The organism is Microbacterium sp. (genome assembly GCF_026393345.1).
Taxonomy (GTDB): Bacteria; Actinomycetota; Actinomycetes; order Actinomycetales; family Microbacteriaceae; genus Microbacterium.
The window spans coordinates 1-18,536 of sequence record NZ_JAPLAI010000026.1 but is presented as its reverse complement, the minus strand read 5'-3'; the positions used below and the strand labels follow the sequence as shown (position 1 = coordinate 18,536).

Annotated in this window: 19 protein-coding genes; 14 read left to right on the top strand and 5 right to left on the bottom strand. The window is 69.5% G+C overall.

The genetic code is table 11. The features are described from left to right. From rpsK to rplQ, 3 genes are all read left to right on the top strand, one after another. A partial coding sequence (gene rpsK / locus NT132_RS02935; RefSeq protein WP_297784516.1) for a 30S ribosomal protein S11 occupies positions 1 to 398 on the top strand: 398 nt, incomplete at its 5' end. Positions 399 to 542: 144 nt separating this feature from the next. Then, positions 543 to 1,532, top strand: coding sequence for a DNA-directed RNA polymerase subunit alpha (locus tag NT132_RS02930; protein ID WP_297784512.1), 990 nt, complete (start codon positions 543 to 545; stop codon positions 1,530 to 1,532). Positions 1,533 to 1,576: 44 nt separating this feature from the next. Next, positions 1,577 to 2,152, top strand: a complete 576-nt coding sequence (gene rplQ / locus NT132_RS02925; RefSeq protein WP_297784509.1) for a 50S ribosomal protein L17 — start codon at positions 1,577 to 1,579, stop codon at positions 2,150 to 2,152. A gap of 123 nt (positions 2,153 to 2,275) precedes the next feature. Here the strand turns inward: rplQ and NT132_RS02920 are convergent, their stop codons facing one another. After that, positions 2,276 to 4,204, bottom strand: a complete 1,929-nt coding sequence (locus tag NT132_RS02920; protein WP_297784506.1) for an acyltransferase family protein — start codon at positions 4,202 to 4,204, stop codon at positions 2,276 to 2,278. A gap of 125 nt (positions 4,205 to 4,329) precedes the next feature. Between NT132_RS02920 and truA the strand changes: the two genes are divergently transcribed. Continuing rightward, the gene (gene truA, locus NT132_RS02915; RefSeq protein ID WP_297784503.1) at positions 4,330 to 5,169 is read left to right on the top strand and encodes a tRNA pseudouridine(38-40) synthase TruA; all 840 of its coding nucleotides are present in this window, start codon (positions 4,330 to 4,332) and stop codon (positions 5,167 to 5,169) included. A 63-nt stretch (positions 5,170 to 5,232) separates the two neighbouring features. Then, positions 5,233 to 5,925 carry an endonuclease/exonuclease/phosphatase family protein gene (locus NT132_RS02910; RefSeq protein WP_297784500.1) on the top strand — a complete coding sequence of 231 codons (693 nt, stop codon included), beginning with the start codon at positions 5,233 to 5,235 and terminating at the stop codon, positions 5,923 to 5,925. 6 nt (positions 5,926 to 5,931) lie between these two features. On the opposite strand, the gene NT132_RS02905 is transcribed toward NT132_RS02910, so the two are convergent. Further along, a complete protein-coding gene (locus NT132_RS02905; protein ID WP_297784497.1) occupies positions 5,932 to 6,471 on the bottom strand; it encodes a cell wall protein in 540 nt (179 codons plus the stop codon). A 44-nt stretch (positions 6,472 to 6,515) separates the two neighbouring features. Continuing rightward, complete coding sequence (locus NT132_RS02900) at positions 6,516 to 8,312, bottom strand: DUF4012 domain-containing protein (protein WP_297784494.1); 1,797 nt, start codon at positions 8,310 to 8,312, stop codon at positions 6,516 to 6,518. 106 nt (positions 8,313 to 8,418) lie between these two features. On the opposite strand from NT132_RS02900, the gene NT132_RS02895 reads away from it, so the two are divergent. The 9 genes from NT132_RS02895 to NT132_RS02855 all read left to right on the top strand — a co-directional run bounded on the left by NT132_RS02895 (position 8,419) and on the right by NT132_RS02855 (position 16,778). Continuing rightward, positions 8,419 to 9,009, top strand: a complete 591-nt coding sequence (locus NT132_RS02895) for a hypothetical protein (RefSeq protein ID WP_297784492.1) — start codon at positions 8,419 to 8,421, stop codon at positions 9,007 to 9,009. A gap of 205 nt (positions 9,010 to 9,214) precedes the next feature. Then, positions 9,215 to 9,919, top strand: a complete 705-nt coding sequence (locus NT132_RS02890) for a fructose 1,6-bisphosphatase (protein ID WP_297784490.1) — start codon at positions 9,215 to 9,217, stop codon at positions 9,917 to 9,919. A gap of 226 nt (positions 9,920 to 10,145) precedes the next feature. Next, on the top strand, positions 10,146 to 11,606 hold the full coding sequence (locus tag NT132_RS02885) for a glycosyltransferase (protein ID WP_297784488.1): 1,461 nt from the start codon (positions 10,146 to 10,148) through the stop codon (positions 11,604 to 11,606). Between the two features lie 8 nt (positions 11,607 to 11,614). After that, positions 11,615 to 12,343 carry a DUF72 domain-containing protein gene (locus NT132_RS02880; RefSeq protein ID WP_297784485.1) on the top strand — a complete coding sequence of 243 codons (729 nt, stop codon included), beginning with the start codon at positions 11,615 to 11,617 and terminating at the stop codon, positions 12,341 to 12,343. A gap of 65 nt (positions 12,344 to 12,408) precedes the next feature. Beyond that, positions 12,409 to 13,209 carry an SDR family NAD(P)-dependent oxidoreductase gene (locus NT132_RS02875; protein WP_297784481.1) on the top strand — a complete coding sequence of 267 codons (801 nt, stop codon included), beginning with the start codon at positions 12,409 to 12,411 and terminating at the stop codon, positions 13,207 to 13,209. Between the two features lie 200 nt (positions 13,210 to 13,409). Continuing rightward, positions 13,410 to 13,913 (top strand): CarD family transcriptional regulator, encoded by a 504-nt coding sequence (locus NT132_RS02870; protein WP_297784478.1) that lies wholly within the window; start codon positions 13,410 to 13,412, stop codon positions 13,911 to 13,913. Positions 13,914 to 14,015: 102 nt separating this feature from the next. Then, positions 14,016 to 15,275, top strand: a complete 1,260-nt coding sequence (locus NT132_RS02865) for a D-arabinono-1,4-lactone oxidase (protein WP_297784475.1) — start codon at positions 14,016 to 14,018, stop codon at positions 15,273 to 15,275. Positions 15,276 to 15,302: 27 nt separating this feature from the next. Then, positions 15,303 to 16,391: an NADH:flavin oxidoreductase/NADH oxidase gene (locus NT132_RS02860; RefSeq protein ID WP_297784472.1), complete on the top strand. Its 1,089-nt coding sequence runs from the start codon at positions 15,303 to 15,305 to the stop codon at positions 16,389 to 16,391. A 102-nt stretch (positions 16,392 to 16,493) separates the two neighbouring features. Continuing rightward, positions 16,494 to 16,778: a hypothetical protein gene (locus tag NT132_RS02855; protein WP_297784469.1), complete on the top strand. Its 285-nt coding sequence runs from the start codon at positions 16,494 to 16,496 to the stop codon at positions 16,776 to 16,778. Positions 16,779 to 16,784: 6 nt separating this feature from the next. On the opposite strand, the gene NT132_RS02850 is transcribed toward NT132_RS02855, so the two are convergent. Continuing rightward, the gene (locus tag NT132_RS02850) at positions 16,785 to 17,300 is read right to left on the bottom strand and encodes a hypothetical protein (RefSeq protein ID WP_297784466.1); all 516 of its coding nucleotides are present in this window, start codon (positions 17,298 to 17,300) and stop codon (positions 16,785 to 16,787) included. Then, positions 17,269 to 18,536, bottom strand: a 1,268-nt coding sequence (locus NT132_RS02845) for an MFS transporter (protein WP_297784463.1), incomplete at its 5' end; no start/stop codon positions are given. The genes NT132_RS02845 and NT132_RS02850, both read right to left, overlap by 32 nt.

Genomic DNA, 18,536 nt, shown 5'->3' with positions numbered 1-18,536 from the left:
TGGCTGCACCCAAGGCCGCCGCGCGCAAGCCGCGCCGCAAGGAAAAGAAGAACATCGCGTTGGGCCACGCCCACATCAAGTCGACGTTCAACAACACGATCGTCTCGATCACCGACCCCTCGGGTGCGGTCATCAGCTGGGCGTCCTCGGGCGGTGTGGGCTTCAAGGGCTCCCGCAAGTCGACCCCGTACGCCGCGGGCATGGCGGCCGAGTCCGCTGCCCGTCAGGCGCAGGAGCACGGCGTCAAGAAGGTCGACGTCTTCGTCAAGGGCCCGGGTTCGGGTCGCGAGACGGCGATCCGTTCGCTGACCGCTGCCGGTCTCGAGGTCGGGTCCATCCAGGACGTCACCCCGCAGGCGCACAACGGCTGCCGCCCGCCCAAGCGTCGCCGCGTCTGATATCCCGGAGCCGGGACACCCCTGTGCGGGTGTCCCGGCATCCGTGCGCTTCCGGATGCAGCGTGCCGCCGCATCCGTCCACAACTCAACATTTCAGCCACTGCAAGTGTCATATAGCGGGCACTTAGCCGAAAGGAACACATCGTGCTCATCGCACAGCGTCCCACTCTGACCGAGGAGAAGATCGGGGAGTTCCGCAGCCGGTTCGTCATCGAGCCGCTCGAGCCCGGCTTCGGTTACACCATCGGCAACGCGCTGCGTCGCAGCCTCCTGTCCTCCATCCCGGGTGCCGCCGTCACCAGCATCCGTCTCGACGGCGTGCTGCACGAGTTCAGCACCATCCCGGGTGTGAAGGAAGACGTCACCGAGATCATCCTGAACATCAAGCAGCTGGTCGTCTCCAGCGAGCGCGACGAGCCCATCACCGCATACCTGCGCAAGACGGGTGCGGGCGAGGTCACGGCCGCCGACATCTCGGCTCCGGCCGGTGTCGAGGTCCACAACCCCGAGCTCGTCATCGCGACCCTGAACGACACCGCGCGTTTCGAGCTGGAACTGACGATCGAGCGTGGCCGTGGCTACGTCTCGGCGACCCAGAACCGCAACGAGTACGCCGAGGCCGGCCAGATCCCGATCGACTCGATCTACTCGCCCGTGCTCAAGGTGAGCTACCGCGTCGACGCCACCCGTGCCGGTGAGCGCACCGACTTCGACAAGCTCATCCTCGACGTCGAGACCAAGTCCTCGATCGTCCCCCGTGACGCCGTCGCGTCGGCCGGCCGCACCCTGACCGGGCTGTTCGGCCTGGCCCGCGAGCTGAACGTCGAGGCCGAGGGCATCGAGATCGGCCCCGCGCCGGTCGAGACCGTTCTCACCAACGAGCTGTCCATGCCGATCGAAGACCTCGATCTGTCGGTTCGCTCGTACAACTGCCTGAAGCGTGAGGGCATCAACACCGTCTCCGAGCTGGTCGCTCTCTCCGAGACGCAGCTGATGAACATCCGCAACTTCGGTCAGAAGTCGGTCGACGAGGTGCGCGACAAGCTCGTGTCCCTCGGTCTGTCGCTGAAGGATTCGGTGCCCGGTTTCGACGGCGCCCACTTCTACGGCGGCTACGACGAAGAGACCGTCTGATCCGGTTCCGCACCCGAACGCTTTTCGATCTGGAGTAAAGAGATATGCCTAAGCCCACGAAGGGTCCCCGCCTCGGTGGCGGTCCCGCCCACGAGCGTCTGATGCTGGCCAACCTGGCCGCGTCGCTGTACGTCCACAAGTCGATCACCACCACCGAGACCAAGGCGAAGCGCCTGCGTCCGCTGGCCGAGCGTCTGATCACCTTCGCCAAGCGCGGCGACCTGCACGCCCGTCGCCGGGTGCTGACGGTCCTGCGCAGCAACAAGGAAGCTGTGCACATCCTGTTCAGCGAGATCGCTCCGCTCGTCGCCGAGCGCGAGGGCGGCTACACGCGCATCACCAAGATCGGCAACCGTAAGGGCGACAACGCCCCTATGGCCGTTATTGAGCTCGTGCTCGAGCCGGTGACGAAGAAGGCCTCCGCCTCGAAGAGCGCCAAGAAGGCGGATGCGGCCCCCGCCGCCGCTGCGCCGGCCGAGGACGCCCCCGTCGAGGAGACCACCGAGGCCCCGGCCGAGGACGCCACCGAGGCGGGCGCAGAGTCCCCCGAGGAGGGCGCTGCCGCTGAGGCCGCCGCGGAGGAGGCCGTCGAGGCCCCCGCCGAGGAGAAGTCGGAGTAATTCCGGCCGCCGCACGCCGGCACCACCACACCGCGAAGCCCGCGTGGACAGCTGTCCACGCGGGCTTCGTCGTCTCCGGTTGGGGGATGCCGCGGATGCTGCCACCTGAAGGCGGGGAAGGCGCTACTCGGTCGCCGGGAGCGGGTCGGTGAGCCGCTGGACGATCTCGTCGCGCTGGGCGTCGGATTCCTGCGCGCGTTGGAACGCCTGCGCCACCGCGTCCGCGAAGATCTCGCCACCCGCGCGTCCCGGATGCACCTGATCGCCGGCGAGGAGGTCGAGGTGGCCGCTGATGGCCCCGGCCCAGTCCGCGACCTGCACATCGTGATGCGCCTGGGCGTAGGCGTTTAGTTCAGCGTTCACCCCGTCGATCCACGATCGCGGCGCGGATGCGGTCACCAGCACGAGGCGATGACCGGAAGCGAGGATGTCGTGGACCTCGGCGAGGGTGTCGGGTGAGATCGCACCGTTGGTGCCCAGAGCGAGCACCACGTTGGGACGCAGCTGGCCGGCATCCTTGAGGCTCCGAAGGATTCCCGGTGCGGCATACATGGAGCGCGAGACCGCGGCATCCACCTGAATCCCGGGGAAACGTTCGAGCAGGACGGGCGCAGAGGCGAGCATGACGGAATCGCCCACCGCGGTGATCTGGTCGCCGCGCACCGGTTCGGGGGCGGTGACGACGGGGTCGGCGGTCGGCGCCGGCTCCGTGGTCGCCGCGTCGGTCGCCATGCCGGACGGTGTATCGGTCGGCATGGCGGTCGCGGTCGCCGGTTGCGCCTTCAGTGCGTCCATCCCCGCATCCACGGCGGCCTCACCGCTGGAGACCTCGGGTGCCGCAGCGATCGCCGCGGTGGTGCCGCCGAGGAGGACGAGCGAGACCGCGGTGACGCCGATGACGCGGAACCGGCCGCGGGCGGAGCGCCCGAGCGCGACCCACATGCGCGCCGTGACGCGGCGGAAGCCTCCGCGGCGCACGGGGGTCTCCACGAACCGCAACGACGTCTCCGCGGCGATGAGGGTGAGCAGAAGAGCCGTCAGACCGAGCCAGGTTGGTACGGCGACGGTCGCACCGATACCCGACACCGCGGCGGTGAGCAGCACGAGGATCGGCCAGTGCCACAGGTACAGGGCATAGGAGCGCTCACCGACGAGTCGCAGCGGGGCGATGTCCAGAGCGCGCCCGAGCGGCGACCCGGGCCACACTCCCGCCGCTACGACGAGGGCGGACAGTAGGCTGGCGGCGAGGAGAGCGCCCGGCACGGCGGCGTCGCCCGCGCCCCTCAGCGTGGACACCGCGAGGAGTGCGGCGAGAGCAGCCGTCCCGACACCCGCGGTCGTCGCCCGGACCGTTCGCCGGTGCATCCAGGCCGGTGGCTCGGTCAGAAGCGGATGCAGTGCGAACGAGAGCGCCACGCCGAGCAGCAACCCGAACGCGTGGGAGTCCGTGCCGAAGTAGGCGCGGGTGAGGCCCCCACCGGAGAGCGTCAGCGCGAGCATCCACCCGGCGGACGCAGCGGCGGCGACCAGCACGATGCCCTTCCGAGCGACGCGCGACGGAACCCGCAGGATCAGGGGGAGCAGCAGCGGCCAGACCAGGTAGAACTGCTCCTCGACGGCGAGGGACCACAGATTCCGGAAGAGCTCTGACCCGCCGGCGGCGAAGTAGTCGCCTCCCGCCGTGATCGCCAGCCAGTTGTACGAGAAGGTCGCGGCTCCCGCCACCTGACGCCCGAGGTCCACCAGCACGTCGCCGCCGACCAGCCAGGCCGCGGTGGCGCACACGGTGACCATGAGCGCGAGTGCGGGCAGAAGCCGCCGCGCCCGCCGGGACCAGAACCGGCCGAGCCGGATGCGTCCCGTCGTCTCGCGTTCCCGGAGGAGCAGCGAGGTGATGAGGAAGCCGCTGATGACGAAGAACACGTCGACGCCCACGTAGCCCGCGTGAAACCAGCTCTGCGGGAACAGGTGGTAGAGGATCACGAGGGTCACCGCGATGGCACGCAGACCGTCGAGTCCGGCGTAGCGGGGGCGCGGGGGAGTGAGTGTCACAGGCGAGGAGGGGGCTGCCGAGGTACCGGGTGGGAAAGGCTCCAGTCTACGTGCGGTTGCTCCGCGCCTCCCGAGTCCCGCGGCGGTGGAGCGGTGCCGACGCGGGGCGCGGCTAGGCTGGCTGCGTGCGGATCCGGCTCGACATCGCCTACGACGGTACGCACTTCCGTGGCTGGGCTCGGCAGCCGGGACTGCGGACCGTGCAGGGCACTCTGGAAGCGGCGATCGCCCGCATCCTCGGCGGAGATCCGCGGCTCGTGGTCGCCGGCCGCACCGACGCGGGGGTGCACGCCGCCGGGCAGGTCGCCCACCTCGACCTCGACGCGCAGCAGGAGTCACGCCTCACCCCCCGCCGCCGCGGGGGCGCCGACCCGGTGTCGGACCTGGCGCACCGCATCCGCGGCGTGCTGGGCGCGTACGCGGACGCGACGGTGCATCGCGTCTCGGTGGCACCCGAGGGCTTCGATGCCCGGTTCGCCGCGGTGTGGCGGCGCTACGCCTACCGGGTTGCGGACGAATCCCTCGCGTACGACCCGCTGGAGCGCGCCCGCACGACCACCGCGCGGGGGCGGCTGGACGTGGCGGCGATGGATGCGGCCGCCCGGTCGCTCGTGGGGCTGCACGACTTCGCCGCCTACTGCAAACCCCGCCCCGAGGCCACGACCATCCGTACGCTGCTCGAATTCGATTGGACGCGGGACGAGGCGGGCATCCTCGTCGCCAACGTCAAGGCTGACGCCTTCTGCCACAGCATGGTGCGTGGGCTCGTGGGCGCCTGCGTCGCCGTCGGGGCAGGCCGGCTCGCGCCTGCGGCTCTCGCGCGGCTGCGCGACGACGCACAGCGGACCAGCGCGTTCGCGGTGCTCGCCGCGCGCGGCCTCACCCTCACCGAGGTGGGGTATCCCGCCGACGATCTGCTGGGCGCGCGGGCCGAGCAGACCCGCGCGCGCCGTGACCAGGAATGACTCGCTGAGCGTTCGTCAAGAGGACATCGTTCGGTCTGACTGCGCCGCTAGGGTGAAGGCATCATGAGGGCGATCTCCTACAACCTGCGAAAGCACCGCGCCGCGGGCGAACTGGCCGCGCTCGTCGATGCCCACGGCGCGGACGTGCTGTGCCTGCAGGAGGCCGACACGACCGACATCCCGTCGGTCCTCGGCGGACTCCGGCTCGCCGAGGCGACGCAGCGGAACCGCCTGGGCCTTGCCGTCTACTACCGCGAGAGCAGCTTCCGCCTCGCCGGGGTGCGGGCGATGTCGTTGAAGAAGTCGCTGCACGACCGGGTGCTCAAGCCCGCCGAGGAGCGGATGCTGGGCGTGCGGCTGCACGAGATCGATTCCGGCCGGGAACTCATCGTCGCCTCCTTCCACGCCGCTCCGCTGACGGCACTGAATTCGCTCCGGCGTCACCAGATCCGTACCGCACTGGCCGAGCTCCAGGACCTGGGTCCCGACCTGCCGGTGCTCATGGTGGGCGACTACAACTACCCGGTGTTCAAGGAGAAGCTGGGGGAACGGGTGCGCGACCAGGGTTACGAGCTGACCCTCAGCGACGCCCGCACCTACACCCGGTACCGCTTCTTCCGTGGGCACTACGACTTCGTCACCTCGGCCGGATTCGACATCGAGGCGGTCCGCACCCTGCCGCAGGGCCTCAGCGACCACCTGCCGATCCTGGTCACGGCGAGCGTCGAAGAGAGCGCCCACCGGCTCGCCGGCTGATCCGGATCAGGCGGCGTCGGCTTCCCGGCGTCGGCGCGCGACGAGGGCCGCGATGAGGACGACGGCTCCCGCGAGGACGAGCGCGCCGCCTCCCACCCACAGCCCAAGCAGGGACTGGGAGCTGAACCCCGTGACCGACAGCGACCCGACGGTCACGGTCACCGTGTCGCCGGGGGAGGAGGCGGAGAACACCGCGATCGTGTAGGCGCCCGCGGCATTCGCAGGGAACGTCACCGAGAGCGGGTCAAGGCCCCCGGACGCGTTCGCCCGCGCACCGATGTAGGTATTCGTCTCCACGGCGGTGCGGATGAGGCCGAAGGTGACCTCCGAGGCGTTCTCGCCGCGCACCGTGATGGTCAGCTGCTCCCCGGGTGCGAACGTGTCGTCGTCGACGGCGAGTTCGACCGAACCACCCGGGTCGATGGACGCGCGGGAGACGCTGACCGCATCATCGGGCGGATACGCCTGGGCGGGCAGTGCGGTGGCGAACAATGCCGCGGAGGCAAGGAGCAGGGTCGCGCCGACACGCGTGAGCCAATGCGGCATACGTCATCCATTCGTCCGGGTGGGGGGAAACCCGGTCGAATGGATTATCCCGCAGATGAACAGGAAGCGACAATCGTGCCGCCGTTGTCGGGAAGGACAGGGGTGACCTGTGCGCTCAGCTCGGGCGTCGACGGGGTGCGCACCCGGATGCGCGCGGTCGCCTCGGTGCCCGGGGTGAGGTCGGTGGTCCAGGTGAGCACGGTGCGTCCCCCGTCGGTTCCGGTCCCGAAACCGGGCGCGTCGGACGGCCCCTCGGACGAGGAGAAGACCAGCTCGCTTCCCGCGGGCAGGTAGAGGTAAGCGACCGTGCGGGTCACCCCCGGCGTGATGCCGTTCCCCCCGCCACCGGTGATGTACGACGGCAGGGATGCGGCGTCGGCCGGGGCGTCGCTGCGCACCGTCACGGTCAGGGCCGCATCCGGGCCACCCTCGGTGTCCGTGCACCAGCCGACGCCGACGTCGAGGTGGGTGTAATAGTCCATCTTCGAGCCGGTGCCGTCGTTCACGTAGACGCCGAAGGCGGTGTGCTCGGCGTCGGTGACCGGCCCGAGCCCCTGCAGGGTCGTGCCGTCGAGGATCGCCTGTTGCGCGGGGTCGGCATTCCACAGCAGGATGCGGTTCTCGCTGCCGGCCTGCGCCAGGGCGGTGACGAGGTCGGAAGAGTTCGCGCTGCCGGCCGCGAGGGCATCAAAAACCGCCGCCGCCGCCGTTTGGAAGAAGGCGTCCTGGTCGGCCGGGCGCTGGTATCGCTGGTACACCTCGTTGAGAAGAAGTGCGGTGGCGTTGTCGCTGGTGAGGACGTCGCCGGTGCTGAGCGTGATGGGGCCGGTGGCTCGCAGCAGGTACGACAGTGCGACGGGGTCGAGGGCCAGCACCCCGTCGACCCGGGTGCCGCTGTCCCGTGCCCACATCTCCTGCGCCAGCTGTCCGGCCACGGGGAAGGACGGCACCTGAGTGACGTTCTGGATGTAACGTCCCGGCTTCTCGTCGTACAGGGCCGTCAGTTCGTCGCTGAGGGGGAGCACCGATTGGGCGTACTGCGTGAAGTCGCCGGATGATGCCTGCCCGACCAGCGACAGGGCGCCGTCCTCGGTGTGGATCATCGCGGTCGCCCCGACGATCCCGCCGAGGGATCTCCACTCGGCGTTGTTCTGGAACAGGACCAGGTAGTTCCGCGGGCCGTCCGCGCCCAGCATGGCCGGCATGAGTGCGGTTGCCCGGCTGAGCGCATCGGTGGCGATGTGGGCGGTGTCGAGCAGGTCGCGGACCTCGGTGATCTGGGCGGCCAGCGGAGCCAGCAGCGTCCCGGTGGCGATGTCGTCCACGGATGCCAGCGCCGTCGCGGTGCCGGCCGCCGCGGCCGCGGCGGGTTCCTGCACCTCGGCGAGGGCTGCCAGGTCGAAGCGACCATCGACGGGCTGCAATGCCGCCAGCGAGAACCCGGAGGTGGAGGTGGCGAGAGGGGAGACCGCGGTGGTCACGACATCGTCCACCGCCGCGATGGCGGTGCCGACCGCATCCAGCTGTGCGCCGATCCAGGGCACCAGCGATGCTGCACGCCATACCGGGTCGCTGGTCAGCGCCCGCGCGGCGGCGGTGTCTTCGGCGATCGCGGGGACCGAGGCAGCAGCGGTCGCGGGATCGGCCATCGAGGAGACGAGGCTCGTCGCGGACTGCTGTGCGTCGCGGAGGTGACCCGCGGCGAGGAACCCACGGACGCCGATCCACACAGCGGCGAGGGCGACCAGGACGAGAGTGCCGATGAGCACCCAGACGACCACGGTCCCGGCGCGGCGAACACGGCGGGGGAGAGGGGATCGCGGCGGGGAGGAGGCGGTCACGACTTCACTCTACGCATGGACCCGTGGCGGGCCGCACTAGACTGGCGCGACGACCGAGGGGATCACGATGGCGCACCGCAAGGCAGTCAGGACCGCCCGTGCGGTGGTGGCGATCCTCGCTCTGTCCGCCCTGAGCGGATGCGGTCCGGCGCCCTGGAACGGCGGCGGCCCCGACCCCACCCCGACCCCCACGGCGACGCGGCGGTCACCGGTGCCCGCCCCGGTCTCCAACGACCTGTCCAGCGGATCCACCCAGCGCGAGGTGTCGGCGGGGGCGGTGAGTGCCGCGATCAACTATTGGTCGACGCTGTCGATGGACCGGTGGACGGCCACGGCGCTGAAGCCGATCAGCCTGTCCATGGTCACCACGATCACGCCCAACGACGGGCAGAAGGTGTACCTGCAGAAGGCGACGATGGTGGCCGTGCCCGGTAATGCCACGACCTCGTTCGATCCGCTCTCCCCGCAGGTCGACCAGTCGTCCGTGGCACCGGGCTATCTCGTCCTTTCGCCCTACAGCTACTCGCAGACGTTCAACGTGGGGGATCTGCCTGCGGAGGCGACGTTCGTGACGGTGCAGTTCACCTACGACTTCCTGGTGCAGACGACCCCGGAGTCGACGGAGTACGCCAAGCAGACCGCCACGGACACCCTGGTGGTCGCGATCGCCCAGCCGGCGACGGACACCGAGGAATGACACCCCGGCGGTGACGCACCGGCAGTCCGCCGTACAGGAGCGGGGCGAGCGTTCCCGGTCGGTATGCAGGCGACTTCGTCGAACCTGAAGTATACTTTCGCCGCCATCCCTGACTTTTCCGCCAATGCGACGGCACACCCGAATCCGCAGGCCCCGGCCCGCGACATCCTTCCGCCCCGCGGCGGATCCCACGAGGAGTGGACCCGTGCACACTCGACCCACCGGCCGCCGCCTCCGGCGTATCGCCGCCACCGCTGCGCTCGCCCTGCTCGGCACCACCGCCCTCAGCGGATGCACCCAGATCGTCGACGCCTTCAACAACCTCCAGGGCAAGGAGACGGGGATCGTATCGACCCCCGCGCCTTCCCCGTCGGCATCCCTGGTATTCAACTCGCAGTTCACCTACGACGGTTCCGTTTCGCTGACCAGCGACGTCGCCGACGACCTGGTGGTGCACCTGGACGTGTGGGCCGAGGATCCGAAGCGCACGCAGCAGTGGACGCCGAACACCGACAAGACATTCGGGTTCGCGATCAACGTGTTCGACAACCGGGTGGATGACAAGGCCGTGCTCGCGGAGAAACGTCGCGTCTACATCTCGTCCGTGAAGATCACCGCGCAGACCGCGCAGACCTCCGGGCAGACACAGACCCCGTACCAGTTCACGGCCGACCCGCGCACCCTCGTGCCCACGGACACGCTCCGCTCCGACCAGGGGCTGCTGATCAACCACTTCCAGGGCGGGCTGCTCATCGAAGGGCAGACGATTCACCAGCTGCCTGCGGACACCTACGGGCTCACGCTGGAGTTCGCGTTCACGGTCGCGGTGGAGGGCACTCCCAACACCGACTCGTCGTTCCAGCAGCAGGTCATCTACCAGTACCTGCCGATCGCGATCTACGCCGACTGACGGTCCTGGGCGCGGGTTCAGAACTCCCGCATGGCTGACCTCCGCGCGGGAGGCGGCGAGAAATCTTGCGTAAATCTTGCGTTTCGACGGGACGAGAACAGCGGCAACCTTGCGCGGGGTAGAGCACTCTAGGTAACAGCACCGGTGACCGTCGGTGTCTTCGGTTCCGCGAGCGGGGTTGCTTCCTCGCCAGACCCAGATGTGAGTCGCCATGTCCGATCCGCGAATGACCTACCCGCCGTACCAGGCCCTCGAGCCCGCACGGCCGATTCAGGACCCCTTCGCGGACGCTCCCGCCTTCGAAGAGGACTTCATGGCGGTGCTGGAGAACACCAACCTCCACCGCTCGACCATCGGCTGCGTCATTCCCGCGTACAACGAGGCCGAATCGATCGCCGACGTGATCGAGGGGCTCCTCCGGCAGACCCGCGTGCCCGACGTCATCCACGTCGTGATCAACAACACCACGGACGACACGGCGAAGATCGCCGCGGAATACGCCGGCCCCCACGAGATCGTCACGGAGCTCGGCGAGCAGTTCACCGAGGTGTTCGTGCACGACATCGGCAAGAACCCGGACAAGAAGGTCGGCGCCCTCAACTACGGCTACTCCCTCGTTGAGGGATGCGACTTCCTCCTCGGCGTCGACGGCGACACCGTCGCAGACCCCAAGGCGGTGGAGTACCTCGAGACCGAGGCGGTCAGCGACTCCCGCATCGGCGGCATCTCCGCCATCTTCACGATCGACGACAAGCCGATCAAGGGCCTCGTCGCCAAGTTCCTCATCGCCGGGCAGCGCACCCAGTTCGCCGCGTTCAACCTGCAGAACCTGCTGCGCGGCCGCAACATGGCCGTGCTCGGCGGCCAGTTCTCGATCTTCTCCACCAACGCACTGCGCGACGCCATGAAGGCCAACCACCAGACCACGCCGTGGGTGAAGGACAGCGAGGTGGAGGACTCGCTCCTCTCGCTGCAGATCAAGAGCGCGGGCTACCTGACCAAGATCAGCCCGTACGCCCGCGCCAACGTGGGGGGCATGACGACCCTGAAGGGGTACGACGCGCAGCAGGTGAAGTGGACCTACGGCGCGATCGAGCTGATGTGGCCCGGGCAGCGCGGCGACACGAAGGGTCAGCCGTTCCACCCGAACCTTCGCCTGCGCTGGTTCGAGAACTTCGGCATGCTGACGAACTTCTTCGTGCGCGTGGCCTTCATCATCCTGCTCGCCGGTTCGCTCTCGATCAACGCGTTCGTCTTCTCGCCGGTGTGGTTGATCCCGGTGGCGGCCGCAGCGCTGCTGAACCTCCGCATCGCGATGACGATGAAGGCGCGGGACAATCGCGACATCCTGTTCGCGGTGCTGATCTTCCCGGCCGAGGTCTTCATGTGGATCCGCATCAGCCACTTCCTGCGATCGTGGACCCGCTTCCTGTCGAAGAAGAAGGTCGACAACTGGGCCATGCAGGCCAAAGCGGAGCGCGGTGGTGGCTCGTTCGGCCACTGGGTGCCACTGGTGATGCTGGTGATCGTGATGATCGCGATGGCCATCATCTGGAACCTGCTGGGACCGGTCGTGCAGTCCTCCATTCTGTGGGTCGGCTGGCCTATCGTCGGTGTGGTCACGGTGCTGCAGACGCTGCTCATGTTCACGAAGCTCTTCCGCCGGCACCAGGGCTACCAGGTCTGACGCGGCGGATGGCTCGGATCGGTACCTCCGGCTGGACGTACCCGCACTGGCGGCACGTCCTCTACGAGGGGGTGCCGTCCGCGCGGTGGCTCGAGCGTTACGCCGCGGAGTTCGACACGGTGGAACTCAACGGCAGCTTCTACCGCTGGCCCTCGACGGAGCGCTTCACCGCGTGGGCGGATCGCGTGCCACCGGGGTTCTCGATCGCGGTGAAGGCGCCGCGGGGGCTGAGTCACGGTAAGCGGCTCGCCGACCCAGCTGTCTGGCTCGACCGCATCCGCACCTCGACGGACGCACTCGGCCCGCACCGTGGACCCCTCCTGGTGCAGCTGCCGCCCGACATGGCGCGCGACGATGCGAGGCTGGACTCCTTCCTCGACGCGGTCCCCGACGGTCTCCACCCGGTGATGGAGCTCCGCCATCCGTCCTGGGTCGATGAGGCCGTGTTCGATATCCTCGCCCGCCACGACGCAGCCTCCTGCGTCATGAGCGGCGCCGGGCTGCCCTGCGAGTTGCGAGCGACGTCCTCCCTGGTCTACGCCCGGCTCCACGGGCCGGACCCGCACACGCTGTACGCCGGCTCCTACTCCGACGACGATCTGCGCTGGTGGCGCGATCGTATCCGGGAGTGGGAGGGCGCGGGACACGAGGTCCGGGTGTACTTCGACAACGACGGCGAGGGGCATGCGGTGCGCAATGCCCGCACGCTGCGGGAAATGCTGGCGTCCGGGGGCTGACGCCGGACCAGCGGACCTGCTTGGATGAGCCACGGAGCCGATCGTCGGCCCGGTCGGGGGGAACCATGGATGTCACAGGCAAGGTCTTCGTCGTCACCGGTGCCGGCAACGGCATCGGACGGGAGGTCACTCTTCAGCTACTCGCAGGCGGCGGCTCGGTCGCGGGCGTCGATCTGAACGAGGCGGGTCTCGCCCGCACCGCGGAGCTCGCCGGCGACGTGCCCGCGTTCTCCACACACGTGGTGAACATCACCGATCGCGCCGCGGTGGAGCAGCTGCCGGCGGCCGTCATCGCCGCCCACGGGCAGGTCGACGCTGTCGTGAACGTCGCGGGGATCATCCAGAAGTTCGTGAAGGTGATCGATCTGCCCTACGAGGAGATCGAGAAGGTCATGAACGTCAACTTCTGGGGCGTGGTGACCATGTGCAAGACCTTCCTGCCGTTGCTCACCGAGCGGCCCGCCGCCGCGCTGGTCAACGTCGCGAGCATGGGCGCCTATGCGCCGGTGCCGGGGCAGGCGGTGTACGGCGCCTCGAAGGCGGCGGTGATGTTGCTCACCGAGGCCCTCTACGCCGAGCTGTTGGGCACGTCGGTCGCCGTCACCGTCATCTACCCGGGCGCGATCGGGACCGACATCGCCACGAACTCGGGAGTCGCCATCGCGGGCGACGCCACGGCGGATGCCTCCTCGTTCAAGATGACCAGCCCGGTGGAGGCGGGGCGCGTCATCGTCGACGCGATCGTCAAGGGCCGGTTCCGCGCGACCATTGGATCGGACGCGGCGATGATGGACCGGCTCTCGCGGCTCAACCCGAAGTTCGCGACCCGCCTGATCGCGAAGCAGATGGGTGGTCTGCTCAGCTGAGCCTCGCGGAGTAGGCCGCCCTTGCCGCGAAAAGACGCGGTAAAATGAAGGTACTCCGTCGCAATCGCCGTTCCGTCGCTCCTGCGTCAGACGCGACGATCGCGACGTGTGCGGCCTTCCTCGATCGGGCCGCCGCTCCGCTGCCGGGCCGGACCCAGGCAGTGTCGACGGAGCTTCGCAGACGCAGAACGAGGTTTCAGATGCGCTTCATCGCCGGTCAGACCATCGCCCATCCCGTTCACGGACCCATGACCATCCGGGAACGGAAGTCCCGCACCGTTCGCGGTGCCGTTGTCGAGTACCTGGAGATCGAGGTGCTGGGCGGTGGACTGCACATCAGCGTCCCGGTCGAGAAGGCCGACGACGTGGGCCTGCGTCCGCTCCTGAACGCCGAGCAGATCGAGGACCTCCTGGTACTGCTGCGCCTGCCGGCCGAGCCGGTGGAGAAGCAGTGGTCGCGCCGTCTCAAGGCCTACCACGAGCGGCTCAGCCTGGGCACGCCGGAGGCGAAGGCCGGTGTCTTGCGCGACATCGTCCGCTCGTCCGGCGCGGAACCGCACGCCGGTGCGGAGCGCGACATCCTCCGCGAGGTGCGGGCATCCCTGGGCGCCGAGCTCGCGCTCGCCCTCGACATCGACGAGGACACCGCCCGCGCTCTGCTCGATGATGCCGCGCAGACCGGGGATCTCGTCGTCCCCGGGTGATTTCCGACCGCCGACGGGATGCGGTGGCTACGATCGAACCGTGCAGACCTTCCCCGCCGGACCGGGCGCGCCGGTCGACCCCGTCCGTCGCCGGTCGTCGGTGTGACGCGGGACGCCCCTGCGGTCGGTCGGAACTGGGCCGGTAACCTCGCCTATTCGGCTCGCCGTCTCGTCGAACCGGCGTCGCTCGCCGAACTCACCGACCTGGTGCGTCGGGCGCCCCGGCTGCGGGTGCTCGGGTCCCGGCACTGTTTCAACGACATCGCCGACACCGACGGGGTCCTGGTCTCGCTGCGGGCCTTGGCCGGTGAGGGCTTCCTGCTGGATGGGCGTCGCGTGGTGCGGCTTCCCGCGGGTGCCCGCTACGGCGACGTCGCCCCGTCGTTGCACGCGGCGGGCGTCGCCTTCCGCAACCTCGCCTCCCTGCCGCACATCTCCATCGGCGGCGCGGTGCAGACCGGTACCCACGGCTCGGGAGACGCGGCACGTTCGCTGGCCGGTCACATCGCGGCGATCGAGATGATCGCGCCGGACGGCACGCCCCGTCGCCTCGCCCGCGGCGAGCATGACTTCGCCGGGGCGGTCGTTGCCCTCGGCGCACTCGGGATCGTCACCCATCTCGAGGTCGAGGTGGAACCGACCTTCGATGTGGCGCAGCGGGTGTTCGACGGCGGCGCGTGGGACCTCATCCTGGGGGACCTGGATGCGGTCACCTCCGCCGCGAGCAGCGTGAGCCTGTTCACCACCTGGCGTGACCCCGATGCGATCGACCAGATCTGGACGAAGTCCCGTGCGGGAGACCGGGGACTCGACCCCGCCGCGGTCGGCGCGCGGCCGGCCGATGGGCCGCGGCATCCGATCCCCGGCGCCGATCCCGCCCCCGCGACCGAGCAGGGCGGCGTCGCCGGCCCATGGTTCGAGCGGCTGCCGCATTTCCGCCTCGCTTTCACCCCGTCTGCGGGTGCCGAGCTGCAGAGTGAATACCTCGTGGATCGCACCGATGCGGTCGCGGCGATCGAGGCGATCCGTGCGCTCGCCGACCGGGTCTCCCCGCTGCTGCAGATCTGCGAGGTGCGCACCGTCGCCGCCGACGACCTGTGGCTGAGCGGGGCGTACGGTCGGGACACCGTCGGGATCCACTTCACCTGGGTGCCCGATGAGCCCGCGGTGCGAGCGCTGCTACCGCACATCGAGGCGGCCCTGCCGGAATCCGCCCGGCCGCACTGGGGCAAACTGTTCACCCTGGATGCGGGTGCGCTGCGTGAGCGGTATCCCCGCTGGCGAGACTTCTGGGAGCTGCGTGATCGGCTCGATCCGGAGCGCCGCTTCGAGAACGCCTACCTGCGCCGCTTGGCCGTCTGACCCCCCCACCCCCCTCGAGGAGACGTTATGTCCAGCGCTCGTGCGCGCCTGCTGTTCACCCCCATCACCCTGCGCGCTGTGGAGGTGCGCAACCGCCTCTGGGCGCCGCCGATGTGCCAGTACTCGGCGCTCGCGCAGGACGGGATGCCCACGGACTGGCACCTCGTGCATCTGGGCGCGCTCGCCCGTGGCGGCGCGGGCGCCGTCATCGCGGAGGCCACCGCCGTCGTCCCGGAGGGGCGGATCAGCCCGCAGGATCTGGGACTGTGGAACGACGCGCAGCGCGAGGCGTTCCGGCCGATCGTGGACTTCATCCACGGACAGGGCGCGGCCGCGGGGATCCAGCTCGCCCACGCGGGCCGGAAGGCCTCCACGTATCGGCCGTTCGGCGAATCGGCGACGGGCACCGTCCCGGAGGCTGACGGCGGCTGGCGACCGGTGGCGCCCAGCCCCGTCGCGTTCGAGGGACTGGCGACGCCGGACGAGCTGGATGCGGCGGGTATCGAGGCCGTCGTCACAGCGTTCGCCGCATCGGCTCGCCGGGCGGTCGACGCCGGATTCGACCTGCTCGAGGTCCACGCTGCGCACGGCTACCTGCTGCACGAATTCCTCTCCCCGCTGAGCAACCGCCGCACGGACCGCTACGGTGGGCCATTGGAGAACCGGGCGCGGCTCCTCCTCGAGGTGATCGACGCCGTCCGTGCGGAGATCGGTGAGGAGGTGCCGCTGCTGGTGCGGTTCTCCGCCACCGATTGGGTCGAGCACGGATGGACACTGGCCGAGACCGAGATCGTCGCCGGCTGGGCGGCCGCGCACGGGGCGGACATGTTCGACATCTCCAGCGGGGGGAATGCGCTCGCCCGCATCCCCACGGGTCCCGGCTACCAGGTGCCGTTCGCTGCGGCGGTGCGCGCCGCGACGGGGACACCGGTGGCAGCGGTCGGGATGATCGACCATGCCGCGCAGGCCGAGCAGGTGCTCGTCACCGGGCAGGCCGACGTGGTGCTCGCCGGCCGCCAGATGCTGCGCGACCCGAACTTCGCGATCAACGCGGCGCGGGAACTGGGAGTCGGCACCGCCCTGGTTCCCGGCGCCTACGAACGCGCCTACGTGTAGGTCGCCCGAGTAGCACGTCGCGGGCGCGGAGGAAAGGGCCGGTCGCCGGATATCACCGCCCGGGACAATCGGAGCATCCCCTCACGCAGAACGGAGCCTCCGATGGTCTACGCGGCGCCCCTGGCCTCTCTCCCGGACATCGATGCGTTCCCGCCCACCGAACCGATCTCGCTGCCTCTCCCGATCGACGCGCCGGCCGACCTGCGCCTGGAGCGCACCGGGTTCGACGGGTACGCCGTGTGCTGCGAGGACCGCACCCTCGGGTTCATCGACGTCGTGGGTCGGGTCCACGTGGTGCTGCTCGGACCGCGTGCCGACCGTGCGGTCGAGATCGCGCAGGTGCTCGACCTGCCCACGGCGGTGCAGCGGCTCGCGGACGCCCGCTGACCCGGTTCAGCCGTGTGCGAGGATCTGCAGTCCGATGACCGCGATCCCCACCACCGCTTCCGCGCCGAGCGCGATCAGACGCTGCCACCACCGCAACCGCAGTCGTCGGATGGCGGACAGCCCGATCACGATCAGCGCCACGACGAGAGCGACGACGGCGCCGCGCAGCGCCCCCTCGATCTGCCACAGCCCGAAGGCGGAGAGCGTGAGGAAGACGAACGGGATCACGAGCGCCCCCAGAGCCCCGAAGCTCGTGGCCAGCGCGTGCCGGTACTCGGCCGGGACCATCGCTCGCTCGTGCACCACCATGTGTGACACGACGTCGGCGACCAGGATCGCCAGCAGCATCCCCAGCACGGTCACCGCGAGGGTGCGGAGGGCCTCACCCGCGCTGACATGACCGTGTGCGCCGAGGGCGAGCAGGACCGCGAGAGCGGTGAAGGTGAGGTAGATCCTCTCCTTCAGCCGCTCCGCGCGGCCTTCTCGTTCCTCAGCGGTCGGCGGGTTCCGTGCGTTCCTCATGTGCGCCATCATCCTCCGTCGCCGTGTCACGGGTGGCGGAGTGCGGGGCCGCGGGGCGAGGGTCCGCGGGGTGCGGTTTCGCGGCCGCGGCGCGCTGCTCGGCCTCCAGCCGCTCCGCCTCCTCGCCACCGATCGCCTCGCCGCGCGCGACGAGGCCGGAGACGTCCGACAGCGGGATCTGCTTCAGGAACAGTGCCAGCACGAACGCGATGACGATGAACGGGATCAAGTACCAGAACACCGGCGCCAGGGCGTCGGCGTACGCGTCCACGACGCCGGTGTGGATCGCCTCGGGCAGCTGGTTCAGCTTCTCCGGGTCAAGTGTGGCGGTGGCGTTCGCCGCATCCGTCGGGCTGGCCCCGGCGCTCGTGAACACATCCGTGAGATTCTCACTGAGCCGGCTGGTGAACAGGGTGCCGAACACGGCGGTGCCAAGCGCCGCGCCCACCTCTCGGAAGTAGTTGTTCGTACTGGTTGCGGTGCCGATCTCCGCGGCGGGCACCGCGTTCTGCACCACCAGGACGACGACCTGCATGATGAGGCCGAGACCCGCGCCGAAGATGAACAGGTACACGCAGATCAGCCAGATCGGGGTGGATGCCTCGAGGGACGTCATGCACACCATGGCGATGCCGGTGACGATCGTGCCGAGGATCGGATACATCCGGTACCGGCCGGTCTTCGTGATGGCGAGACCCGAGGCGATCGAGGTGCCGAGCAGGCCCACCATCATGGGCAGCATCAGCAGACCGGATGCGGCGGCCGAGGTGCCGGACGACATCTGCAGGAACGTGGGGACGAAGCCGATCGCGGCGAACATGCCGATGCCGAGCGCCAGCCCGATGGCGGTCGCGTTGATGAAGATCGGGTTGCGGAACATCGACAGCGGCATGATCGGGTCGGCCGCGCGCGACTCCGTGAAGATGAACAGCGCGATGGCGACCACCATCCCGAGGCCCCAGGCCCAGGTGGCCAGCGATGCCCAGCCGAAATCGTTGTCGCCGCCGAGGTCGGTGAAGAGGATGAGGCAGGTCGTCGCCGCCGACAGGAACACGACACCGAGCCAGTCGATCCGCTTGGTCGCGCGCTTGTTCGGCAGCTGCAGCGCGACGAGGGCGATGATGAACGCCGCGATACCGACCGGGATGTTGATGTAGAACGCCCACGGCCACGTCAGGTGGTCGACGAACAGGCCGCCCAGCAGCGGGCCCGCGACGGCAGACAGGCCGAAGATTC